Below are 21,064 nucleotides of genomic sequence, written 5' to 3'. Positions count from 1 at the left end.
ATCATTCAGCCCCTCGCGCCCCAACGTCAAAACAACTATCTTGGAATGAACGCTCCGACAACGGATTGACCCATGACGAATCCCGCCACCACCTCCCTGCTCGACCGCGCCAATCTCGATCGCGACGCGGTCCGCAGCGAGATCGCGCGCGGCCTGACCGGCGCCGACGACGGCGAGCTTTATCTCGAATACAGTCAGACCGAGGCGCTGACCTTCGACAATGGCCGCCTGAAGCAGGCGACCTACGACACCAGCCAGGGATTCGGCCTGCGTGCGGTCAAGGACGACGCGGTCGGCTATGCGCACTCCTCCGACGTGTCGCTGCCCGCCCTGATGCGCGCCGCGGACGCGGTCAGCGCCGTGCGCGGTGGCTATTCCGGCAACTTCGCCAGCCCGCCGCCGCACACCAATGTGAGGCTCTATGGCGACGACAATCCGCTGGATGCGCCGGGCTTCGAGAGCAAGGTCAAGCTGCTCGGCGAGATTAACGCCTATCTGCGCGACAAGGATCCGCGGGTGCGGCAGGTGACGGTCAGCCTAGGCGCGACGTGGCAAGTCGTCGAGATCACCCGGCCCGACGGCGAGAGCTATCGCGACATCAGGCCGCTGGTGCGCGTCAACGTGTCAGTGGTCGCGGGCCAGGGTGACCGGCAGGAAAGCGGCAGCAAGGGCTATGGCGGCCGCGAGGCCTATGCGCGCTTCATCGAGACCAAGGCCTGGCGCGAGGCCGCCGACGGCGCGCTGCGCGAGGCGCTGGTCAATCTCGAATCCGTGCCCGCTCCCGCCGGCGAGATGGACGTCGTGCTTGGCGCCGGCTGGCCGGGCGTGATGCTGCACGAGGCGGTCGGTCACGGTCTCGAAGGCGATTTCAACCGCAAGAAGACCTCGGCCTTCGCTGGGCTGATGGGCAAGCCGGTCGCCGCCAAGGGCGTCACGGTGGTCGATGACGGCACGATGTCGTCGCGCCGCGGCTCGCTGTCGATCGACGACGAGGGCACGCCGACCAGCCGCACCATGCTGATCGAGGACGGCATTCTCGTCGGCTACATGCAGGACCGCCAGAACGCACGCCTGATGAACATGGCGCCGACCGGCAACGGCCGCCGCCAGGGCTATGCACATGTGCCGATGCCGCGCATGACCAACACCTACATGCTGCCCGGCGAGCGCGATCCGGCCGAGATCATCGCCTCGGTGAAGAACGGCATCTACGCGGTCAATTTCGGCGGCGGCCAGGTCGACATCACCTCGGGCAAATACGTCTTCCAGTGCACCGAGGCCTACAAGATCGAGAACGGCAAGGTCGGCGCGCCGGTCAAGGGCGCGATGCTGATCGGCAACGGGCCGACCGATCTCAATCGCATCAGCATGATCGGCAACGACCTTTCGCTCGACACCGGCATCGGCACCTGCGGCAAGAACGGCCAGGGCGTGCCGGTTGGCGTCGGTCAGCCGACGCTTCGCATGGATCGCATCACGGTTGGAGGCACGGGCCGATGAGCCTCGAGAAGACGTCTTCGGACAAGCCCGTCACCAGGGCCGCGCGCAAGGACACGACGACCTGGGGTGGCCAGCTGGCGCAGCTCGCCGCCGTCGTCATGGTCGTGTTCGTCGCCAAGGGCGCGATCGCCGAGCCGTTCTACGTTCCCTCGGGCTCGATGGAGCCGACCTTGCTGATCGGCGACGCGCTGCTGGCGTCGAAATTCCCCTACGGCTACGGCACCTCGTCACTGCCGATGCAGATCACCCTGCCGGAGACGGGCCGGCTGTTCGGCGAAACCCCGAAGCGCGGCGACGTCGTCGTGTTCCGCTGGCCGGGAGACACCTCGCAGGCCTGGGTCAAGCGCGTCGTCGGCCTGCCCGGCGATCGCATCCAGATGCGCCAGGGCCAGCTCTACATCAACGGCCAGGCGGCCGGGCTGAAGGCGGACGGCATCGGCGATGCCGAGGACGACAGCGGCCGCAACGAGCCGGCCTATCGCTACGTTGAGACGCTGCCGAACGGCGTGTCGCATCTGATCTTCAAGATGCGCGACAACGGCCGGCTCGACAACACGCCGGAGGTGACCGTGCCGCCCGGCAAGCTGTTCGTGCTCGGTGACAACAGAGACAACTCTGCCGACAGCCGCGTCTCACTGCGCGACGGCGGCGTCGGCCTGTTGCCGATCGACAATCTGGTCGGCCGCGCCGACGCGGTGGTCGGCTCCTGGGATCTCGGCTTCAAGAACCAGCCGGTCTGGGCCTGGCTGTCGGGCTTCCGGCTGGATCGCTTCTTCACGGCCGTGCGCTGAGCGACGGCACCCGTGACCTTCGACGATGTCAGGGCTTTTGCGCTGGCATGGCCGGAGGTCAAGGATGGTACGTCCTATGGCACGCCGGCGCTGAAGGTGCGCAAGAAGATGCTGGCGCGGCTGAAGGAGGACGGCGACAGCCTCGTTCTGCCGGGCGTGCCCCAAGACGAACGCGCGATGCTGGTCGAGACCCGGCCAAAACTGTTCTATTTCACCGATCACTACCGGGATTATCCGATCGTGCTGATGCGCCTCTCCGAAGCGCGGGGCGCGGATGTCGAGCCGCTGCTGCGCAGGCAGTGGCGCGCATTGGCATCTAAGAGAGCGCTTGCCGCAGAAGAGCGCGGCTGAACGCGCTGCTTTCCACATTCGTCTGCATTCCCTTGCAGTGATGTCCCCATGAACGAACGGTATTTTCGTGCTATCCACGGACATGACCGAGGACGACTTCGTCACGTCATCGCTGTGCAATCCCGTCAACGCGATGCTCATCGGCGTGCTGCGCGAAATGGCTTTGCCGGATGCGTGGCTCGTCGCAGGCTGCTTGACCCAGACCGTCTGGAACGTGCGCACTAGGCGCTCCGTCGGTCACGGCATCAACGACTACGACATTTTCTACTTTGATCCCGACACCTCGTGGGATGCCGAGGATGTAGTGATCCGGCGGATCGCATCCCGTCTCGACCACGTCGATGCCAAGGTCGAAGTCCGCAACCAGGCTCGCGTGCATCTTTGGTACCCCGCCAAGCACGGCCGCCCCTACCCTGCCGTGACGCGCTCCACCGACGGCATCGACCGCTTCCTAACGGTCAACACCCAGGTCGGCCTTCGCCCTCAGGCAGACGGATACGAGCTTTACGCGCCGAAAGGTCTCGACGACATCGCGAAGATGATCGTGCGGCCGAACTATACGGCCAATTTCTCGGTGGCGAACTACGCGGCCAAGGCGGCGCGCTGGAAGTCGCTGTGGCCCGAGATCACGGTGATGGCCGCGGAGGAATAGTCGCGTTGCAAGGAGCCGCAGCTCTCTCCACTCGTCATTCCGGGGCGCGCGGAGCGCGAGCCCGGAATCCATACTCACGATCGTGGTTATGGATTCCGGGCTCGTGCCGCTGCGCGCCACGCCCCGGAATGACAGCGAGTGTGTTGCGCTGCCGGCGCATCCCACTGGCTAGATCGACGTGGTGAGCTCCGTCAGCCACGCCGGCGAATTCTCGACCAGCCAAGCTTCCAGCTGCTTGTCCACGCCGCTGAGGATCGCCACCGCGACGACCGCGAAGGCGGCTCCCATCAGCATCTTGCCGAGCTTGCCGGCGGACATCAGCCGCGCCCGCAGGCGCGTCATGGTCGTCCGCGACACCAACCCGAGCACCACCAGCGGCAGCCCTGCGCCCAAGCCGAACGCGAACATCGTCAGAGTCACGCCGAGGAGGTCGCGGCCTTGTGAGGCCAGCAGCGATGCTGCGCCCAGGGTCGGACCGACGCACGGCGACCAGACCGCGCCGAGCAGCAGCCCGATGATGAACTGCCCGCCGGCCCCGGACGCGGCGAAGCCTTGCGAGTGCCGGTCGGCCCAGCGCTGTACCGGCCCGCCCGCGACAGCGAGTTGCGCCTGCCAGGACGGCACCAGCAGCACGACACCGATCGCGAGCATGATGGCCGCCGCGACGAGGCGAAACGCGCCGGCATCGAGGCCGAGGCCGCTGCCGGCGAGCGCGATGAACAGTCCGATCCCGGTGAACGACAGCGCGAGGCCGGCCGCGAGCGCCAGCGCGCCGCGCGGATGCGCTGATGCCGCGGCGCCGAGGACGATCGGCACCAGCGGCAGCACGCAGGGCGACAGGATCGAGAGCAGGCCGGCCGCGAAGGCCAGCGCCAGCGCGACCATGGCGTACTACAGGCTCTTGTCGAGGAGCGCTGCGATCGAGGCTTCCTTGGTGTCGCCGACGGAGCGTCCGGTTTCGGTCGTCCCCTTGAAGGTGATCAGGGTCGACTGCATCTGTGCGCCAAACCCTTTCACGACCGGCTTCTGGTCGTCGAAATCGACGCGGAAGATCTTCAGATCCTTGAATTTGGGCTCGGCCGCGAGCTTGTCGATGATCGGTTTCTGCGCCTTGCAGGTCGGGCACCAGCCGGCATGGATCTCGATCAGGATCGGCTGCCCGGCGCTCTGCGCTGCCTTGAAGGCGGCGTCCGAATAGGGGGTGGTCTCGATGGCCCAAGCCGTCCCGAGCCCTACGGCGACGACTGTCGCAGCAAGCGCTGCGGTGGCGAACAACCTACGCGAAAACGTCATGGCAAACCCCGATCTGCGTTGCGACAGGCAGCGGCGGCGAGAGCCGCGGTGCCATCGATCAATTCGAGCGGGACAGGTGAAAAGTTACGCGACCGCGGACAGGAATTTTCTGGCACATCAGCGGCCGAGGCGTCAGCGGACGACACCCGACGTAAATCCGGCGCGGCGGCGCGGCGGCTTGATTTCCTTCTTCAGGAAACAGTGCGCCTCCTTGCCGGCATAGCCGGGGCGGGCGAAGGTCCAGGCACGGCATTTGTTGTCGCCGGTGCAGGCCGCCTTGCAGATCTCCTCGGCATCGGCGGCCTTCTCGTCCTTCTTGTCCGCGGCCTTGTCGCTGCCCTTGTCACCGCTCTTGTCGGGAGACTTGTCGGCCTTGTCGTTGGCCTTCAGATCGGTGGTCTTGATGTCGAAGCTGCGATAGTCGCCGCCGGGGCGGTCGATCGAGGTCTCGACGGCATCGTTGCGGATCTCGACGACCCCTGCCCCACGCACACCGGAGACGCAGCAATTGTCGGGCACCCGCGCCGGCACGCTGTTCTTCAGCCAGCACACGGCGCCGGCCTCCATCACCGTCGGATAGTTGAAGCTCCAGGCCCGGCAGCGCCGGTCGTGCTCGCATAGCAGGGCACAATCGGCCGGATCACCCGAGGCGATCGGCGCGCTCATGTAGTCGCCGCCGGGACGGTCGGAATAGGTCTGGGCCGACGCTTGTGTCAGGCAGGCAGCCGCGAGCAGGCACGCGCAGACGCGCAGCCATGCCCCGATCAGGCGCCCCAGGCGCCGCCGCTGAACCATTGGACCCATTGTTAACGTTCGTATTTTCTAAGCTGTTTTGGGCGGCCATTTGATCGCCACGAACCTGTACGGCGCATGAACGGAGCCAGACACGTTCAGACACACGGACCGAGCAGTTCTGGGCCTCGTCGCTGTCAATTCAGGGAGTGTATCGTCAGCGGGCGCCCGAGGAGGACGATTGCACCCTCGCGTGGCCAACACCTTCGCACGCCTCCCTGAACAGGCGACGGACGTCGACGACCTCACCCCGTTCGACCCGCTTGGAGATCGAGGTCACCGGAAACACGATAATCGTTGTTCCCTGGTCATGGAGCGCCGGATCACGGCCGTATTGATCCTCGACCGCCACCCACCGCAGCCCCAGCTCCTGAGCCAGGGCATCGCCAAAGGTGACGCCGAGGCTCTGGAGCTTCCACGTCTCGTTCCCATCCACCCAGTTCTTGCGCAGGATCGTGTCCAGGAGAGCGAGCTTTCCTTCCAACGTCTCGTAGCGGTCCCTCGCGCCGGGATCGTAGTGATCGCGAACCCAGCCTCTCTGCTTCTGAAGCTGCGACGTCTCCTGGTCGGACAACGCCTCGATCTTCTGGTCCACGTTAACCCGCTCCTTCGCCATCAGGCGAGCCGCGCCCAGCCCGCTCAGGACTGCCAGCGCCAACAGAGGTGCGGCCCAGAAACGCAGCGCGCTAGAACGCATATTCGTCATAGGCCGGCTCGACCGAGCCGTGCCAAGGGCCGTTGAACTTCTCCAGCATCTCCTCGGCGGGCGAGCGGCCGCAATCGATGATGTGATCGAGCGGCTCCAAATAGCGGCTCTCGTCGCGGCCGGACTGATCGACGCGGTTGCGGCGGCGCAGGCCGTGATGCGCGAGCGTCAGGCAGTCCTTGGCGACCTCGAACAAATAGCGATTGCGGATCCGCGCCTTGAAGCCGAGACGCGGGACGTCGTCGCGCAGGTTCTGGCGCTCGGACGCGGTCCAGTCCTTGACCAGCTCCCACGCCGCATCGAGGCTGGCGTCGTCATAGAGCAGGCCGACCCAGAACGCCGGCAGCGCCGGCAGCCGGCCCCACGGCACGCCGTCGGCGCCGCGCATTTCCAGATAGCGCTTCAGCCGCACCTCGGGAAACGCGGTCGAGAGATGGTTGGCCCAGTCCGACAGGGTCGGACGCTCGCCCGGCATCGCCGGGTTCTTGCCGTCGAAGAAATCGCGGAACGAGGTGCCGGAGACGTCGATATAGGTCTCCTCGCGCTTGACGAAGTACATGGGCACGTCGAGCGCGTAGTCGACCCAGCGCTCGAAACCCATGCCGTCCTCGAACGCCCAGGGGATCATGCCCGCGCGCTGATTGTCGGTGTCGCGCCAGATCTCGGAGCGGAACGACAGATAGCCGTTCGGCTTGCCCTCGGTGAACGGCGAATTGGCGAACAGCGCGGTGGCGATCGGCTGCAGCGCCACCGAGACGCGCAGCTTCTTCACCATGTCGGCTTCCGAGGAGAAGTCGAGATTGGTCTGCACGGTGCAGGTCCGGAACATCATGTCGAGGCCGTAGCTGCCGACCTTCGGCATGTAGCCTCGCATGATCTTGTAGCGGCCTTTCGGCATCACCGGGATTTCGTCGCGCGACCAGGACGGCGTCATGCCGAGGCCGAGAAAGCCGATGCCGAGCGGGGTCGCGATCTCGCGCACCTGCGCCAGATGCGCCATCAGCTCCGAATGCGTCTGGTGCACGGTCTCGACCGGCGCGCCGGACAGCTCGAACTGGCCGCCCGGCTCGAGCGAAATCGCGCCGCCGCCGGTGACGTCATAGAGCCCGATGATGTTGCCGCGCTCCATGATCGGCTCCCAGCCGAGCAGCAGCTTCATGCCCTCCAGCAGCGCGCCGATGCCGCGCGCGCCCTCGTAGGGAACGGGACGGTGGCCGTCGAGCGTGAACGGGGTCTTCTCGTGCTCGGTGCCGATGCGGAAGGCGGAGGGCGGTTTCACGCCGGCCGCAAGCCACGCCACGAGCTCGTCGCGCGACTGCAGCGGGGTCATATCGATCTGGTCACGCGCCATGGGAGTTCCGGTGGAAGAGCGCTTCGATGGTCGCGCAGGGTACGAGGGATGTCCGCGGACCCGGCGGGACCGCGGATGTGAATGAACTGAAGTGGGTCATCGGGTCGAGGCGCCCTCTCCGGCAGACAGGGGAGCGGCCTGACCGCACGAGCAGCCCAAGCGGTCCAGCAGCGAGCACAGCTTGGCGGCGTCGGTATCCGACAGCTTGGAGCCGACATGCTTCTCGATCGCGGCCGAATAGGCAGACCACATCCGCTTCTGCAGGTCGCGCCCGGCCTCGGTGATCTCGACGAACTGGCCGCGCTTGTCGATCTTGCATTCGCGCCTGACGACCAGACCTTCGTCGACGAGACGGTCGATCAGGCGGGAGGTGGAATATTGCGGGATCAGCATCTGCCGCTCGAGCTCGACCGGCCGCAGCTCGCCCGACGGCGCCCGGGACAGCTCGAGCAGAGCATCATACCAGGCGAGCGGCGGGAAACCGGCCTTCTTCAGCTCCTGCTCGACGCAGTCCAGCACCCGGCTCTGGACCCGCATCAGGCGGATCCAGGCGGCGGTCGCCTCGGTCGATGGTTTGCGTTTCATGGGCCGGCTCGTATCCTCTGGTCGCCGTTCTAGCGCATTCGATGCAGCTGCATCAATCTTGACTATTCCATGCAATTGCATTTAAGGCCGGGTGTGACACCCCGACCGGTTCCACGGCCAACAACGGTCTCACGGAGGAAATACACAATGAAGCTTTATTATTCACCCGGCGCCTGCTCGCTCTCGCCCCATATCGCCCTGCTCGAGGCGGGCCTGCCTTACGATCTCGTCAAGGTCGATCTGCGCGCCAAGACCCTGGAAAATGGCGACGATTACCTCAAGGTCAATCCGAAGGGCCAGGTGCCGGCCCTGGGGCTGCCGAGCGGCGAAATCGTGACCGAAGGCCCGGTCATCGTCCAGATGATCGCCGACCAGGCCGCCGACAAGAAGCTGGCGCCGGCCCGCGACAGCGGCGAGCGCTACAAGCTGCTGGAGTGGCTGAACTTCATCACGTCCGAGCTGCACAAGAATTTCGGCCCGATGTTCTCGCCGGTGCTGGCCGACGAGGCCAAGGCGTTCTTCAAGGACCGCGTGATGGCCAAGTTCAAATACATCGACAGCCAGCTCGCCGGCCGCGACTACCTGATGGGCAAAGATTTCACCGTCGCCGACGGCTATCTTTTCACCGTGCTGACCTGGGCCGACCGTATGAAGTTCGACCTCTCGGGCATGCCGAACCTGGTCGCCTACAAGAACCGCGTCGCCGCCCGGCCGAAAGTGCAGGAGGCGCTGACGAAGGAAGGGCTGATGAAGGCGGGGTAAGGGTTTTCCCGCTGATCTTCGAAATGTGAGGTTTGCAGCCTCAACACAACAGATGTCATCCCGGCGAACGCCGGGATCCATAACCACAGGATCAAGTGTGGCGCGAGATGGTCGTGACGCCAAACATCTGCTGCGACGTGGGTCCCGGATCGGCGCCCGGCAACGCTGACGCGTTGCCGAGCTTGTCCGGGACGACAGCGGGGTTGAGGCGACGCCTTACGATGTCCGATTTCGCCAGACCTTTGGGTCGCGGCTCGTGTGAAAGACGGCGACCACGTAGACGGCCGCTGGCGGTTTCACTGAAGATCAGCAGGTAGGGAAAATGCCGAAGCAGCGCCCGCCGGGTCTTGTGCGAGGAGGCGGGAAACTGCTTGGGGTTCTCGCCTAGCCTTTTGACTGCCACTCGCAGCACCTCACGAAATCGCGGAACGATCTCGGGTGCATGCGCCTCGTACCATGACAGGGCGTCTTCGAGATCGCCACGCGCCGCATCCGTGAAGAAAACGCGCGGCATCCTCAGTCACCGCTTATCGAGATTGGCCTCAATCTCGTCCCAGGACACAGCTCGCTGCGCATCAACGTCGAAAGTGGCCATGCGCCTAGCCAGCTCGGCCTCCTGAGCCGGAGTCAGACTCACGTCTTCGGGCGCCAAACTGTCCCACAGCTCGCCAATCAGAGCGAGCCGTTCTTTTTTCGTCAGCTTGGCAATGTCGAATGTGTCCGCCATAGTCGCACTATAAGCGCGAAAGACCGGAAAAGACGACTCAAGGGCGCAGCGACCGCAACGCCGGGGGCGAACTCCCGGAAACGCCTGAGCGCTCCGGGAGCCCGCAAACGTAGGGGCTTACGCCGCGGCCTTCTTCGGCGGGAAGCGGCCGTAGAAGGTTTCGCCCTTGGCGGCCATCTCCTCCAGCAGCTTCGGCGGGGCGAAGCGCGAGCCGTACTTCGCCGTGTAGGCGTGGCACAGCTCGACGAATTTCTTCGTCCCCATGAAGTCGATGTAGGACAGCGTGCCGCCGGTGAACGGCGCGAAGCCGAAGCCGAGGATGGAGCCGACATCGGCCTCGCGCACGTCGGTGATGACGTGGTCCTCGACGGTGCGCGCGGCTTCCACCGCCTGTACCACCAGGAAGCGCTGCTTCAGCTCCTCGACGTCGAGCGTATCGGGATCGAGCTGCTTCGGCTGCAGCTTGGCCAGATCCGGCCACAGGCTCTTCTGACCCTTGCCCTTCTCGGGATAGTCATAGAAGCCCTTGGCGTTCTTGCGGCCGAAGCGGCCCTGCTTCTCGACCAGCTCGACCATCAGCTTCTTGTGGTCCTGGTTGATCGCGTTGGGGCCGAGATCGTGCTCGGTCGCCTTCATGATCTTCAGGCCGAGGTCGAGCGCGACCTCGTCCGACAGCGACAGCGGGCCGACCGGCATGCCGGCCATCTTGGCGGCATTCTCGATCATCGCCGGCGGCACGCCTTCGAGGAACATCTCGTTGCCCTCGGCGATGTAGCGCATCACGCAACGATTGGCGAAGAAGCCGCGCGAGTCGTTGACCACGATCGGCGTCTTGCCGATGGTGCGGACATAGTCCAGTGCCGTCGCCAGCGCGACGTCGTTGGTGGCCTTGCCCATGATAATCTCGACCAGCATCATCTTCTCGACCGGCGAGAAGAAGTGGATGCCGATGAAGCGGCCCTGATCCTTGAACTCCTCGGCGAGCGAGGTGATCGGCAGGGTCGAAGTATTGGAGGCGAAGATCGCGCCGTCCTTGAGATAGGCTTGCGCCTTGGCATAGGTCTCGGCCTTGACCTTGCGGTCCTCGAACACGGCCTCGATGACGAGGTCGCAATCCTTCAGCACTGCGTAGTCGGCGGTCGCGGTGATGCGGCCCATGATCGCCTCGGCCTCGCCCGGCTTGGTGCGGCCCTTCTTGACCAGGCCATCGACCACGCCCTGCGCATGCGCCTTGCCCTTGTCGGCGCTCTCCTGGTCGCGGTCGATCAGCACCACTTCAAGGCCGCCGCGTGCCGAGACGTAGCCGACGGATGCGCCCATGAAGCCGGCGCCGATCACGGCGATCTTCTTCAGCTTGGTCGCAGGCACATCGGCCGGACGGCGCGCGCCCTTGTTCAATTCCTGCATCGACAGGAACAGGCTGCGGATCATCGCCGCCGCTTCCTTCGAGCGCAGGATCTTGGTGAAGTAGCGCGACTCGACGCGCAGCGCGGCGTCGATCGGCAGCTGCAGGCCTTCATACACGCAGCTCATGATGGCGCGTGCGGCCGGATAGTTGTCGTAGGTCTCGCGGCGGTAGATGGCGTTGCCCGCCGGGAACATCATCATGCCGTTCTTGGAGAACACCGGGCCGCCGGGCAGCTTGAAGCCCTTCTCGTCCCACGGCTGCACCGCCTTGCCGCCGCCCTTGATCCAGTCCTTGGCGGCCTTGATGAGATCGGCGGCCGGCACGATCGCATCGACCAGCTTCAGCGCCTTGGCCTTGTCGAGGGTGAGCGCCTCGCCCTTCAACAGCAGGTTCATCGCGTCCTGCGGCTGCACGATGCGCGGCACGCGCTGGGTGCCGCCGGCGCCGGGGAACAGGCCGACCTTGATCTCGGGCAGGCCGAGGCGGGTCTTCGGATTCTCGGCCGCGACGCGGTAGTGGCACGACAGCGTCACCTCGAAGCCACCGCCGAGCGCGAGACCGTTGATCGCGGCGACCCACGGCTTGCCCGAGGTCTCCATCGACCGGTTGATCTGCGAGAAGCGCCGGCTGGTGTCGAACAGCATCTGGTTGGCGGCTTCCTCGCCCTTGCTCTTCAGCACGTCCGCATAGATGCGGTTCATGCCTTCGAGCATGGACAGATCGGCGCCGGCGCAGAACGCCTCCTTGGCCGAGGTGATGACGACGCCCTTGATGGCGGCGTCGGCGGTGGTCTGCTTGACCAGGGCCTCGAGCTCGTTGGTCGAGGTCTCGTCCAGCACGTTCATCGAACGGCCCGGTATGTCCCAGGTGATCAGCGCAATGCCGTCGGCATCGGTTTCGAGTTTGAAGTTCTTGAAGGCCATGTGGTGCTCCCTCGGTGCCAGCAGCCGGTCGGCGCGGCGTTGTCCGGAATTCGTAGGGTGGGCAAAGGCGCCCTTGCGCCGTGCCCACCGACGGTGTCGATGACGAAAGACGGTGGGCACGCTTCGCTTTGCCCACCCTACGTCCTGAGGTCGATCACACCCGCTCGATGATGGTCGCGGTGCCCATGCCGCCGCCGATGCACAGCGTGACCAGGGCGGTGGCCTTGCCGGTGCGCTCCAATTCGTCGAGCACGGTGCCCAGGATCATCGCGCCGGTGGCGCCCAAGGGATGGCCGAGCGCGATGGCGCCGCCATTGACGTTGATCTTGTCCTTGTCGATCTCGAACGCCTGCATGTAGCGCAGCACGACCGAGGCGAAGGCCTCGTTGAGCTCGAACAGATCGATGTCCGAGGTCTTCATGCCGGAGCGCGCGAACAGCTTCTCGGTGACGTCGACCGGGCCGGTCAGCATCATCGCCGGCTCCGAGCCGATATTGGCGAAGGCGCGGATTTTCGCCCGCGGCTTCATGCCGTATTTCGCGCCCGCCTCCTTGCTGCCGAGCAGCACAGCACCGGCACCGTCGACGATGCCAGAAGAGTTGCCGGCGTGATGCACGTAGTTGACGCGCTCGATCTCGGGATGCGACTGGATCGCCACCGCATCGAAGCCGCCCATCTGCGCCATCTGCACGAACGACGGCTGCAGCTGCGCCAGCGACTGCATCGTCGTCGACGGCCGCATGTGCTCGTCCTTGGCGAGGATGGTCAGGCCGTTGATGTCCTTGACCGGCACCACCGACTTGTTGAAGCGGCCTTCTTCCCACGACTTCGCCGCGCGCTGCTGGCTCTGCACGGCGTAGGCATCAACGTCGTCGCGCGAGAAGCCGTATTTGGTCGCGATCAGGTCCGCCGAGATGCCCTGCGGCATGAAGTAGGCCGGCACGGCCATCGAGGGATCCATCGGCCAAGCGCCGCCGGAGGCGCCGATGCCGACGCGGCTCATCGACTCAGCGCCGCCGCCGATCACCAGTTCATGCTGGCCGCTCATGATCTGCGCTGCGGCGAAGTTCACGGCGTCGAGACCGGAGGCGCAGAAGCGGCTGATCTGGATGCCGGGGACGGCCTCGCCGAGGCCTGCGTTCAGCGCGGCAAAGCGCGCGATATCCGAGCCGGCCTCGCCGACCGGATCGACGACGCCGAGCACGACGTCGTCGACGGCGTCCTCAGGGATGTTGTTGCGGTCCTTGAGCGCCTTCAGCGGCACGGTGGCGAGCGCGAGGGCGGTCACCTCATGCAGGGAACCGTCGGCTTTGCCGCGGCCGCGGGGAGTCCGTACGTGGTCGTAGATAAAGGCCTCAGGCATCACGCCCTCCTCATCTGGTTCTATTTGTTGTTGTCAGCATGGGACGAAGGCCGGCACGCGGTGCGCACCGGCCTTCGTTCCGAAATCAGAAGGCTTCCGCCGGCAGTTCCATCACGGTCGCGCAGCCGGCCTGCAGGCGGGCGAGATGCGCCGCCGTCTCCGGCAGCACGCGCTCCATGAAGAAGCGGCCCGTGACCAGCTTGGTGGTGAGATAGGTCGAGCTGTCGCCGGCCGCAATCTTGTCCTGCGCCACCTTGGCCATCTTCGCCCACATGTAGCCGAAGGTGACCAGCGCGAAGAGATGCATGTAGTCCGTCGCCGCCGCGCCGGCATTGTCCGGCTTGGTCATCGCATTCTGCATCAGCCATGTCGTGGCCTGCTGCAGATGGCCGAGCGCAGTCGATAGCGGCGCGATGAACGGCTTCATCGCATCGTTGCCGCCGTGCTCCTTGGCGAACGAGCCGACCTCGGCGAAGAACGCCATCACGGCGCGGCCGCCATCACGCGGCAGCTTGCGGCCTACCAGGTCCAGCGCCTGGATGCCGTTGGCGCCCTCGTAGATCATCGCGATGCGGGCATCGCGCACGAACTGCTCCATGCCCCACTCGGCGATGTAGCCATGGCCGCCATACATCTGCTGCGCCTGGACCGCATTGGCAAAGCCCATGTCGGTCATGTAGCCCTTCATGACCGGGGTCATCAGGCCCATGTGATCGTCGGCGGCCTGGCGGTCCTTCGGATCCTGCGAGCGATGCGCGACATCGCTCTTCAGCGAGGTCCACACCACCATGGCGCGGGCGGCCTCGTTGAAGGCGCGGATCGACAAGAGCGTGCGGCGCACGTCGGGATGCACGATGATCGGATCGGCCGCCTTGTCGGGCGCCTTTGCGCCGGTCAGCGAACGGCCCTGGATGCGCTCGCGCGCATAGGCGACCGCGTTCTGATAGGCGACCTCGGACTGCGCAAGACCTTGCACGGCGACGCCGAGCCGGGCCTCGTTCATCATCACGAACATGCCCTGCATGCCCTTGTTCTCTTCGCCGATCAGCCAACCGGTGGCGTTGTCGTAGTTCATCACACAGGTCGAGTTGCCGTGGATGCCCATCTTGTGCTCGATCGAGCCGCAGCTGACGCCGTTGCGCGCACCGAGCGAGCCGTCGGCGTTGACCATGATTTTCGGCACCACGAACAGCGACACGCCCTTGATGCCGGCTGGCGCGCCCTCGATGCGGGCGAGCACCAGGTGAATGATGTTGTCCGACATGTCGTGCTCGCCGGCCGAGATGAAGATCTTGGTGCCGGAGATCTTGAAGCTGCCGTCGGCCTGGCGCACCGCCTTGGTGCGCAGCAGGCCGAGGTCGGTGCCGCAATGCGGCTCGGTGAGGTTCATGGTGCCGGTCCATTCGCCGGCCACCATCTTCGGCACGTAGGTCTTCTTCTGCTCCTCGTTGCCGTGCACGATGAGTGCTGCGGTCGCGCCCATGGTCAGGCCGCCATACATCGCGAACGCCATGTTGGCCGAGCACTGGAATTCGTTGACCGTCTGGGTGAGCGTGACCGGCAGCCCCTGACCGCCATATTCGGTCGGCGCCGACAGGCCGAGCCAGCCGCCTTCGACGATCTGCTTGTAGGCGTCCTTGAAGCCCTTCGGCGTAGTTACGCTGCCGTCGTCATGGCGCTTGCAGCCTTCGAGATCGCCGACGCGATTGAGCGGCTGCAGCACCTCTTCGGCGAGCTTGGCCGCTTCACCGATGATCGCTTCGCGGACGTCGGCCGAGGCATCGGAGAAGCCCGGCAGATTGTCGTAGCGGTCGATCTGGAACACGTCGTTGAGCAGGAAGGTCACATCTTCCACGGGGGCTTTGTAGATCGGCATCGGCGTCTCCGGCAGGAAGGCTGAGGTTCAGACTGAACTTTTGCGGACGCGGCACACAATGCAGGCCGCGGACTGTAGCGATTTCTCTGGACTTGCGGCAGCCGTGTGATTGCGGCCGGTGGTCACGTCAGGACGGCTTGGTCACTTGCGAGCTCATGGCAGCCAGCTGTTCGCCCATCAGGCGATGCAGCAGGTTGATCGCCTTGAGCGGGCGAACCATGACCTTGAAATGCGTAATCAGGCCGGCATCGTCGAAGGTGATGATATCGACGCCGTTGAGATTGATGCCCTCGATCTCGTTCTCGAATTCGAGCACCGCGCCCGTGGCGTTACGCCACTCCCCGACATACTTGAATCCGGGACCGCCTAAGACTTTCTCAGCACTCGCGAGATATTTGAAGGTGATGTCGCGGCCGCGCTGCGGCGTGTGCACGACGGGGCTTTCGAACACGGCATCGGGATGCAGCAGCTCCCGCAAAGCGCCGAGATCGTGAGACCTCATATAGCCGTACCATCCGTCGAGGCCGGTCTTTGTCATTGGGCGTCTCCTCGGGGCGGAACAGGCCAGCACCACAACCACCCCATATGCACATTGACGCATATGCGTCAATGTGCATAATGTCAAGCGTGGAACGGGGCAGACAACGATCAGAAAAACGGGAGCAATTTCCGGCCATGGCCCTCGGCGACGCCATCCTCGCCTGCCTCACCGAACATCCGATGACGGGCTACGAACTCGCCAAGACGTTCGATTCCTCGATCGGCTTCTTCTGGAAGACCGACCATCAGCAGATCTATCGGGAGCTCTCCCGGCTGCGCGACCGCGGCTACATCCAGGGTCGCGAGGTGGTGCAGACCGGCAAGCCGAACAAGCTCGTCTACACATTGACGCCCGAGGGCCGCGCCGCGTTCCGCAGCTGGGCGGCGCGGCCGAGCACGCCGGCCTCGGTCAAGGACGACCTCCTGGTCCGGCTCTATGCGTTGGGCGCCGCCGACATCGCGCCGATCCGGGCCGACCTGATGGCGCGGCTCGAACATCATCGCGACCGCGCCGAGCGCTACGATCGCATTCTCAAGAAGCACTATGCCGACGGCAATGTCGCGCCGGCCGACATGGGCAAGCTGCTCAATCTCCGCCTCGGACTGCGCCACGAGCGCATGGTGGCCGAATGGTGCGAGGAAGCGATCACCGCATTGTCGGTGATATCAGGAACAAGCAGCGTGCGGCCGCTCGATACGACCTCGCGAGAAAGCGCCGGCTGACGCGTCCAGTTCGATAGCCGCAAAACTTCTGACCGCGCTGGCGGTAAATTTAACGCGTTATTTACCGTAAAAGTCAAATGTCGGGACCTGGAGCAGACGATCTGCGCGGTTCCGTTCATGTTCAAGTCCGGGACGCGTGGGGAGGCTGGAGGCGCTTGGTGGAGCGCTGGAAGCGGAACCGGACGAGACATGAATTCGCGCGTACCGTGGAGTAATGAAGGCATCGACCCGTCCGTCCGCGAAAGGGCCGAGGCCGCGGCGCAACGCGCCGGAATGACGCTGAACGACTGGATCAATTCCACGCTCGGCGCCTCTGCACCGCCGGAATTCCGCAGCGGCCATCCGCTGCGCAGCACGCCGCCTGCCAACCGCGACGCGCGCGAGGTCGCCGACATTCACCAGCGGCTCGATTCGATCGCCCGCCAGATCGAGCAGATGTCGCGCCCCGGCGCCCGCAAGGACGCGCCCCGCGACGAGCAGGGCGTCGCCCGCCAGCTCAATGATGCCATTTCCCGCCTCGATGCCCGGCTGTCGCAAATCTCGACGCCGATGCGCAAGCCCGCCGGTGAGGACCGCCCGCGCGGTTCCGACGGCGTCGAGCGCGCCGCTGCCCAGATCTATCGGCCTGCACAGCCGCTGAGCGTCGGCTCGTTCGACATTGCCGTCGCCGAGATCAGCGCCCGTCAGAGCGAGCTCGACGCGGCGCGTCCGCTGCCGCCGTATCAGGCGCCGCCGACCGCGCCCGCAATGGCGCATGCCGCAGCGCCTTTGATGACGCCGCTACCGGCGGCTGCACCGGGCCCGGATTTTTCGCTGCTCGAACGGCACCTGCAGAAGATCACCAGCCAGATCGAGGCGCTGCAGCGGCCCGATGACGGCGTCGAACAGTCGATCGCCGGCTTCCGCACCGAGCTCGCCGAGATCCGCCTGGCCATCACCGAGGCCATGCCGCGGCGTGCGATCGAGTCGATCGAGAACGAGATCCGCTCGCTGTCGCGCCGCATCGACGAGAATCGCGAGAGTGGCGTCGACAGCCAGGCCCTCGCCGGCATCGAACGGGCGCTGACGGACATCCGCGAGGTCGTCGGCTCGCTGAAGCCGGCCGAGCAGCTCGCCATCTACGACGAAGCCATTCGCAATCTCGGCGCCAAGCTGGACCTGATCCTGCGCGCCAACGACGACCCCGGCACGGTCCAGCAGCTCGAACACGCCATTTCCGCGTTGCGGGCGATCGTGTCCAACGTCGCCTCCAACGATGCGCTGGAGCGGTTGTCGGACGATCTGCGGCAGCTGTCCTCGAAGGTGGATCAGCTCGCACAAGCGCGCGACACGCACGACTCCTTCCACGATTCCTTCGCCGCACTCGAGCAGCGCATCGCCGCGCTGACCTCGACGCTGGAAAGCCGCGAGCCGCCGGCTCCCGCCCCCGACAACACGGCCCAGATCGAAGACGCGCTGCGCGGCCTGTCCGATCGCATCGACCGGCTGCAGGTCGGCAATGACGGCTCGTCCGCCATCGCTCATCTCGAGCAGCGGATCAGCTATCTCCTGGAGCGGCTGGAAGCGGCCAACGATCCGCGCGGCGGCAACATGAGCCGCGTCGAGGGCGGGCTGCAGGACATCCTGCGCTACCTGGAACGGCAGCAGGCGACGTTCGCCGCGCTCGCGGAGAGCCGGTCGCAGCGCGAATCCGCGCAGGACAGCGGCATGATCGACATGGTCAAGCGCGAGCTGTCCGACATCCGCTTCAGCCAGACCGAGACCGATCGCAACACTCAGGATTCGCTGGAAGCGGTTCACAACACGCTCGGCCACGTCGTCGATCGCCTCGCCATGATCGAAGGCGATCTGCGCAACGTGCGCGCCAGCTCGAGCCACCCGGCCGCAGCGCTGGCCCCGGTGCTCGAGCCGCCGATGCCGGCCCCGCGCGCGCCTGCGCCGCAGAGCTACACCGAACCCGTCAAGCCCGAGCCCGCCTACCGGCCCGAACTGCCGAACCCTGCGGCCGAGCAGCCCGCTGCGCAGATCGTCAATCCGCCCACCAGCCATGCCGGTTTTGCCGCCGCGCCGCGCGAATTCCACGCCGCTGCTGCTCCGCCGGCCGCGCCGCCGCCGCTGGTGCCGCCCAAGGCGATCGCCGACATCCTCGAACCCCATGCGGCCCAGGCCGCCCGGCCGACCACGATCGTGCCCGAACTGCCGCCGGATCATCCGCTGGAGCCCGGCACGCGGCCGCTCGGACGGACCGCATCGCCCGCGGAACGGATCGCCGCCTCCGAGGACGCTCTGACCGAGCTCCCGGCCGGCAAGCGCGAGCCGGTCTCGACCTCGAGCTTCATCGCCGCCGCCCGCCGCGCGGCGCAGGCTGCGGCCGCAGCGCAGCCGGTCGACGCCAAGAAGGCCGACAAGGCCAAGAAGGAGAAGCCGAAGGCCAAGGACGTCGTGAAGGAAGCTGCGCCGAAAGAGGCTCCCAAGCCGAAGGCCAAGGACAAGCCGACGGTCGCGCTCACCGCCGAGGGCGACGAGGAGGTCTCCACGATCGGATCGAAGATCCGCTCGCTGCTGGTCGGCGCCAGCGTCGTGGTGATCGTGCTGGGCACCTTCAAGTTCGCGATGTCGCTGCTCGACAGCGGCAGCACGCCGCCGCCAATCGCTCCGATGGAGACCCAAAGCGAGGCGCCGCACGCGCAGATGCCGTCCGCCACGCCCAGCCTGTTGCCGCGCCCGGCCACGCCGGATCAGAGCGGTCCATCGCTGACCTCGCCCACCCCGATCGATCGCCAGTCCTACAACAAGGCGATGCCGTCGGAGGCCGAGACGATTGCGATGCTCGCAATCCCGCAGGACACCGAGAAGCAGGCAGCGAGCGACATCACCGGAACGATTCCGACCGCTGCCAACGGCCAGAAGCTCGGCCTGGTTTCGGTGCCCAGCTCGGAGAAGCTGCCCGACGCCGTCGGCGGGATGGCGCTGCGCAATGCCGCCCTCAAGGGCGATCCGACCGCCGCCTACGAGGTCGGCGTCCGCCTTGCCGAGGGCAAGGGCATCGCTGCGAACTACGAGGAAGCCGCCAAATGGTATGACCGCGCGGCGCAGGCCGGGCTCATTCCCGCGGTGTTCCGGCTCGGCACCTTCTACGAGAAGGGCCTGGGCGTGAAGAAGGACGCGGACATCGCCCGCCGCTACTACGTCGTCGCCGCCGAGCGCGGCAACGCCAAGGCAATGCACAATCTGGCCGTGCTCGATGCCGACGGTGGCGGCAAGGGCGCGAACTACAAGAGCGCGTCGCAATGGTTCCGCAAGGCCGCCGAGCGCGGCGTTGCCGACAGCCAGTTCAACCTCGGCATCCTCTATGCCCGCGGCATCGGCGTCGAACAGAACCTCGCCGAGTCCTACAAATGGTTCAGCCTCGCCGCTTCCCAGGGTGATGCCGATGCCGGCCGCAAGCGCGACGACGTCGCCAAGCGGCTCGATGTCCAGTCGCTCGCGGCTGCCAAGCTCGCGATCCAGACCTTCACGGTCGAGCCGCAGCCGGACGATGCGATCAATGTCCCAGCGCCGGCCGGTGGTTGGGACGGCAACCAGGCGATCGCCAAGGCGGCTGCGGCCAAGGCCGCGCTGGCCAAGCGGACGGCTGCGGCGGCTCCGCGCTGAGGTTTGCGGGTTTTGCTGCCGGCCCGCGCCGGCGGCACGGCAGATTCCCGAACAACGATTCTCGCGCGCCATAGTCTCGCGCCGCCGAACGGTATAGGACTGCACAGCGGCCATGGTGGACGCCGCGCAGGAGTGCCGGCCCGTGTCAGTCGAGAATGAACCGCAGGATGGCGCGCGCTTCCGGCAGTCACCGACCGGCCCTCGCGTGATCCCGAAGCCCATTGCGAACGGCCCGGCCACGCCGCCACCTCCGCCGGTTGTGCAGGAGATCACGAACGGCCTTCCGGCCGCCTTTCGCTCGGGGCGCATCGCGTCGGTGATCGTCGTCACCCTTCTACTCACCGCAGGCATTCGCACCTATCGCGACCTGTCCCGCCCGGACGCCTGGTCGTTCTGGAGGGATCAGTTCATCTCGCCGAGCCTCTCCTCCACGCTGCTCGCCAATGCCGCCATGGGCGGCCTGGGCGAACCACGTGCCGTGCTCGCGGTGAGCGGCGAGATCGGGCCGGCTGCCGCGATCTGGCTGCGGGCGCGGATCGACGACGCCCATCTCAAGCCCGGCGACGTGGTTCTGTTGTCCTCGCCCGGGGGCAGCCTCGATCAGGGCGTTCTGATGGGCGAGATCATCCGCGCCCACGGCCTCGCCACCGCCGTCGGCGTAGCCGACAATGGCGGTCGTGTCCGGCCTGGCTCCTGCGCCAGCGCCTGCGTGTTCGCATTCGCCGGCGGGCAGATCCGCTACGGCCTCGGCGGCTCGGCGCTGGGCGTCCACCGCTTCACCTCGGCCGCGCAAGGCGCGGATGCCGTCGCCGACACCCAGCGCGTCACCGGTGCAATCCTCGGCTACATGACGCGGATGGGCGTCTCGTCCGAGGTCATCGAGGCGATGTCGCGGACCCGCGACATCCGCTGGCTGGACAACAACGAGGCCGAGGCGATGAAGCTCGTGACCACCCCGCTCAAGACGCTGTGACGGGCCCCCCCGCAGCGTGGCCGCGCCGGATGTCGCACCGCACGATCTCGGGCCGGAATCTCTGATCCTTTCGGCGGCATTTTCGGTTATGCAA

20 protein-coding genes are annotated in these 21,064 nt (G+C 66.1%); 8 read left to right on the top strand and 12 right to left on the bottom strand.

Translation table 11 applies throughout. From position 1 onward, the window contains the following. Window positions 1-72: 72 nt before the first annotated feature. From tldD to ACQR07_RS09240, 4 genes are all read left to right on the top strand, one after another. On the top strand, window positions 73-1,500 hold the full coding sequence (gene tldD / locus ACQR07_RS09255; protein WP_434901998.1) for a metalloprotease TldD: 1,428 nt from the start codon (window positions 73-75) through the stop codon (window positions 1,498-1,500). Continuing rightward, window positions 1,497-2,291: a signal peptidase I gene (gene lepB / locus ACQR07_RS09250; RefSeq protein ID WP_434901997.1), complete on the top strand. Its 795-nt coding sequence runs from the start codon at window positions 1,497-1,499 to the stop codon at window positions 2,289-2,291. Before tldD ends, lepB begins: the two co-directional genes overlap by 4 nt. 12 nt (window positions 2,292-2,303) lie before the next feature. Next, window positions 2,304-2,642, top strand: coding sequence for an MmcQ/YjbR family DNA-binding protein (locus ACQR07_RS09245; protein WP_434901996.1), 339 nt, complete (start codon window positions 2,304-2,306; stop codon window positions 2,640-2,642). An 82-nt stretch (window positions 2,643-2,724) separates the two neighbouring features. Continuing rightward, window positions 2,725-3,294, top strand: coding sequence for a nucleotidyltransferase family protein (locus tag ACQR07_RS09240; protein WP_434902282.1), 570 nt, complete (start codon window positions 2,725-2,727; stop codon window positions 3,292-3,294). 168 nt (window positions 3,295-3,462) lie between these two features. Here the strand turns inward: ACQR07_RS09240 and ACQR07_RS09235 are convergent, their stop codons facing one another. From ACQR07_RS09235 to ACQR07_RS09210, 6 genes are all read right to left on the bottom strand, one after another. Further along, a complete protein-coding gene (locus ACQR07_RS09235; protein WP_434901995.1) occupies window positions 3,463-4,179 on the bottom strand; it encodes a cytochrome c biogenesis CcdA family protein in 717 nt (238 codons plus the stop codon). A 6-nt stretch (window positions 4,180-4,185) separates the two neighbouring features. Beyond that, a complete protein-coding gene (locus tag ACQR07_RS09230; RefSeq protein WP_434901994.1) occupies window positions 4,186-4,587 on the bottom strand; it encodes a thioredoxin family protein in 402 nt (133 codons plus the stop codon). Window positions 4,588-4,719: 132 nt separating this feature from the next. Beyond that, window positions 4,720-5,382 (bottom strand): PAN domain-containing protein, encoded by a 663-nt coding sequence (locus tag ACQR07_RS09225; RefSeq protein WP_434902281.1) that lies wholly within the window; start codon window positions 5,380-5,382, stop codon window positions 4,720-4,722. 154 nt (window positions 5,383-5,536) lie between these two features. Continuing rightward, window positions 5,537-6,085 (bottom strand): DUF3806 domain-containing protein, encoded by a 549-nt coding sequence (locus ACQR07_RS09220; RefSeq protein ID WP_434901993.1) that lies wholly within the window; start codon window positions 6,083-6,085, stop codon window positions 5,537-5,539. Next, window positions 6,066-7,436 (bottom strand): glutamate--cysteine ligase, encoded by a 1,371-nt coding sequence (locus ACQR07_RS09215; RefSeq protein WP_434901992.1) that lies wholly within the window; start codon window positions 7,434-7,436, stop codon window positions 6,066-6,068. The genes ACQR07_RS09220 and ACQR07_RS09215 overlap by 20 nt, the downstream gene beginning before the upstream one ends. Window positions 7,437-7,532: 96 nt before the next feature. Then, window positions 7,533-8,021, bottom strand: coding sequence for a MarR family winged helix-turn-helix transcriptional regulator (locus ACQR07_RS09210; RefSeq protein ID WP_434901991.1), 489 nt, complete (start codon window positions 8,019-8,021; stop codon window positions 7,533-7,535). Between the two features lie 147 nt (window positions 8,022-8,168). On the opposite strand from ACQR07_RS09210, the gene gstA reads away from it, so the two are divergent. Continuing rightward, complete coding sequence (gene gstA, locus ACQR07_RS09205; RefSeq protein ID WP_434901990.1) at window positions 8,169-8,783, top strand: glutathione transferase GstA; 615 nt, start codon at window positions 8,169-8,171, stop codon at window positions 8,781-8,783. Window positions 8,784-8,874: 91 nt separating this feature from the next. Here the strand turns inward: gstA and ACQR07_RS09200 are convergent, their stop codons facing one another. The 6 genes from ACQR07_RS09200 to ACQR07_RS09175 form a co-directional block, all read right to left on the bottom strand. Further along, on the bottom strand, window positions 8,875-9,297 hold the full coding sequence (locus ACQR07_RS09200) for a type II toxin-antitoxin system RelE/ParE family toxin (RefSeq protein WP_434901989.1): 423 nt from the start codon (window positions 9,295-9,297) through the stop codon (window positions 8,875-8,877). A 6-nt stretch (window positions 9,298-9,303) separates the two neighbouring features. Beyond that, a complete protein-coding gene (locus ACQR07_RS09195; RefSeq protein WP_434901988.1) occupies window positions 9,304-9,510 on the bottom strand; it encodes an addiction module protein in 207 nt (68 codons plus the stop codon). A 117-nt stretch (window positions 9,511-9,627) separates the two neighbouring features. Continuing rightward, window positions 9,628-11,841: an FAD-dependent oxidoreductase gene (locus tag ACQR07_RS09190; protein ID WP_434901987.1), complete on the bottom strand. Its 2,214-nt coding sequence runs from the start codon at window positions 11,839-11,841 to the stop codon at window positions 9,628-9,630. Between the two features lie 154 nt (window positions 11,842-11,995). Further along, window positions 11,996-13,204 carry an acetyl-CoA C-acetyltransferase gene (locus ACQR07_RS09185; protein ID WP_434901986.1) on the bottom strand — a complete coding sequence of 403 codons (1,209 nt, stop codon included), beginning with the start codon at window positions 13,202-13,204 and terminating at the stop codon, window positions 11,996-11,998. A gap of 85 nt (window positions 13,205-13,289) precedes the next feature. After that, on the bottom strand, window positions 13,290-15,080 hold the full coding sequence (locus tag ACQR07_RS09180; RefSeq protein WP_434901985.1) for an acyl-CoA dehydrogenase C-terminal domain-containing protein: 1,791 nt from the start codon (window positions 15,078-15,080) through the stop codon (window positions 13,290-13,292). A gap of 127 nt (window positions 15,081-15,207) precedes the next feature. Then, window positions 15,208-15,618 carry a nuclear transport factor 2 family protein gene (locus ACQR07_RS09175; RefSeq protein WP_434901984.1) on the bottom strand — a complete coding sequence of 137 codons (411 nt, stop codon included), beginning with the start codon at window positions 15,616-15,618 and terminating at the stop codon, window positions 15,208-15,210. Window positions 15,619-15,755: 137 nt separating this feature from the next. Between ACQR07_RS09175 and ACQR07_RS09170 the strand changes: the two genes are divergently transcribed. The 3 genes from ACQR07_RS09170 (at window position 15,756) to ACQR07_RS09160 (ending at window position 20,970) form a co-directional block, all read left to right on the top strand. Next, entirely contained in the window at window positions 15,756-16,343 is a 588-nt protein-coding gene (locus ACQR07_RS09170) for a PadR family transcriptional regulator (protein WP_434901983.1), read from the top strand. 189 nt (window positions 16,344-16,532) lie between these two features. Continuing rightward, entirely contained in the window at window positions 16,533-19,997 is a 3,465-nt protein-coding gene (locus tag ACQR07_RS09165) for a hypothetical protein (RefSeq protein WP_434901982.1), read from the top strand. Window positions 19,998-20,139: 142 nt separating this feature from the next. Next, window positions 20,140-20,970 carry a hypothetical protein gene (locus ACQR07_RS09160; RefSeq protein ID WP_434901981.1) on the top strand — a complete coding sequence of 277 codons (831 nt, stop codon included), beginning with the start codon at window positions 20,140-20,142 and terminating at the stop codon, window positions 20,968-20,970. The last annotated feature ends 94 nt before the right edge of the window (window positions 20,971-21,064 follow it).

Origin of the sequence: Bradyrhizobium sp. HKCCYLS20291 (assembly GCF_051167715.1) — a bacterium.
Classification (GTDB): domain Bacteria; phylum Pseudomonadota; class Alphaproteobacteria; order Rhizobiales; family Xanthobacteraceae; genus Bradyrhizobium.
Note: the sequence above shows the minus strand (reverse complement) of the source record. Positions and strands in the feature narration are given on the sequence as shown.

What these genes read in the sequence shown, in the direction of transcription:
- ACQR07_RS09240 (WP_434902282.1), top strand. Translation starts at nt 2,725, where the DNA reads ATGACCGAGGACGACTTCGTCACGTCATCGCTGTGCAATCCCGTCAAC.
- ACQR07_RS09230 (WP_434901994.1), bottom strand. Translation starts at nt 4,587, where the DNA reads ATGACGTTTTCGCGTAGGTTGTTCGCCACCGCAGCGCTTGCTGCGACA.
- lepB (WP_434901997.1), top strand. Translation starts at nt 1,497, where the DNA reads ATGAGCCTCGAGAAGACGTCTTCGGACAAGCCCGTCACCAGGGCCGCG.
- ACQR07_RS09190 (WP_434901987.1), bottom strand. Translation starts at nt 11,841, where the DNA reads ATGGCCTTCAAGAACTTCAAACTCGAAACCGATGCCGACGGCATTGCG.
- ACQR07_RS09220 (WP_434901993.1), bottom strand. Translation starts at nt 6,085, where the DNA reads ATGACGAATATGCGTTCTAGCGCGCTGCGTTTCTGGGCCGCACCTCTG.
- ACQR07_RS09225 (WP_434902281.1), bottom strand. Translation starts at nt 5,382, where the DNA reads ATGGTTCAGCGGCGGCGCCTGGGGCGCCTGATCGGGGCATGGCTGCGC.
- ACQR07_RS09185 (WP_434901986.1), bottom strand. Translation starts at nt 13,204, where the DNA reads ATGCCTGAGGCCTTTATCTACGACCACGTACGGACTCCCCGCGGCCGC.
- ACQR07_RS09175 (WP_434901984.1), bottom strand. Translation starts at nt 15,618, where the DNA reads ATGACAAAGACCGGCCTCGACGGATGGTACGGCTATATGAGGTCTCAC.
- ACQR07_RS09215 (WP_434901992.1), bottom strand. Translation starts at nt 7,436, where the DNA reads ATGGCGCGTGACCAGATCGATATGACCCCGCTGCAGTCGCGCGACGAG.
- ACQR07_RS09195 (WP_434901988.1), bottom strand. Translation starts at nt 9,510, where the DNA reads ATGGCGGACACATTCGACATTGCCAAGCTGACGAAAAAAGAACGGCTC.
- ACQR07_RS09180 (WP_434901985.1), bottom strand. Translation starts at nt 15,080, where the DNA reads ATGCCGATCTACAAAGCCCCCGTGGAAGATGTGACCTTCCTGCTCAAC.
- tldD (WP_434901998.1), top strand. Translation starts at nt 73, where the DNA reads ATGACGAATCCCGCCACCACCTCCCTGCTCGACCGCGCCAATCTCGAT.
- ACQR07_RS09210 (WP_434901991.1), bottom strand. Translation starts at nt 8,021, where the DNA reads ATGAAACGCAAACCATCGACCGAGGCGACCGCCGCCTGGATCCGCCTG.
- ACQR07_RS09235 (WP_434901995.1), bottom strand. Translation starts at nt 4,179, where the DNA reads ATGGTCGCGCTGGCGCTGGCCTTCGCGGCCGGCCTGCTCTCGATCCTG.
- ACQR07_RS09200 (WP_434901989.1), bottom strand. Translation starts at nt 9,297, where the DNA reads ATGCCGCGCGTTTTCTTCACGGATGCGGCGCGTGGCGATCTCGAAGAC.
- ACQR07_RS09170 (WP_434901983.1), top strand. Translation starts at nt 15,756, where the DNA reads ATGGCCCTCGGCGACGCCATCCTCGCCTGCCTCACCGAACATCCGATG.
- ACQR07_RS09165 (WP_434901982.1), top strand. Translation starts at nt 16,533, where the DNA reads ATGAATTCGCGCGTACCGTGGAGTAATGAAGGCATCGACCCGTCCGTC.
- gstA (WP_434901990.1), top strand. Translation starts at nt 8,169, where the DNA reads ATGAAGCTTTATTATTCACCCGGCGCCTGCTCGCTCTCGCCCCATATC.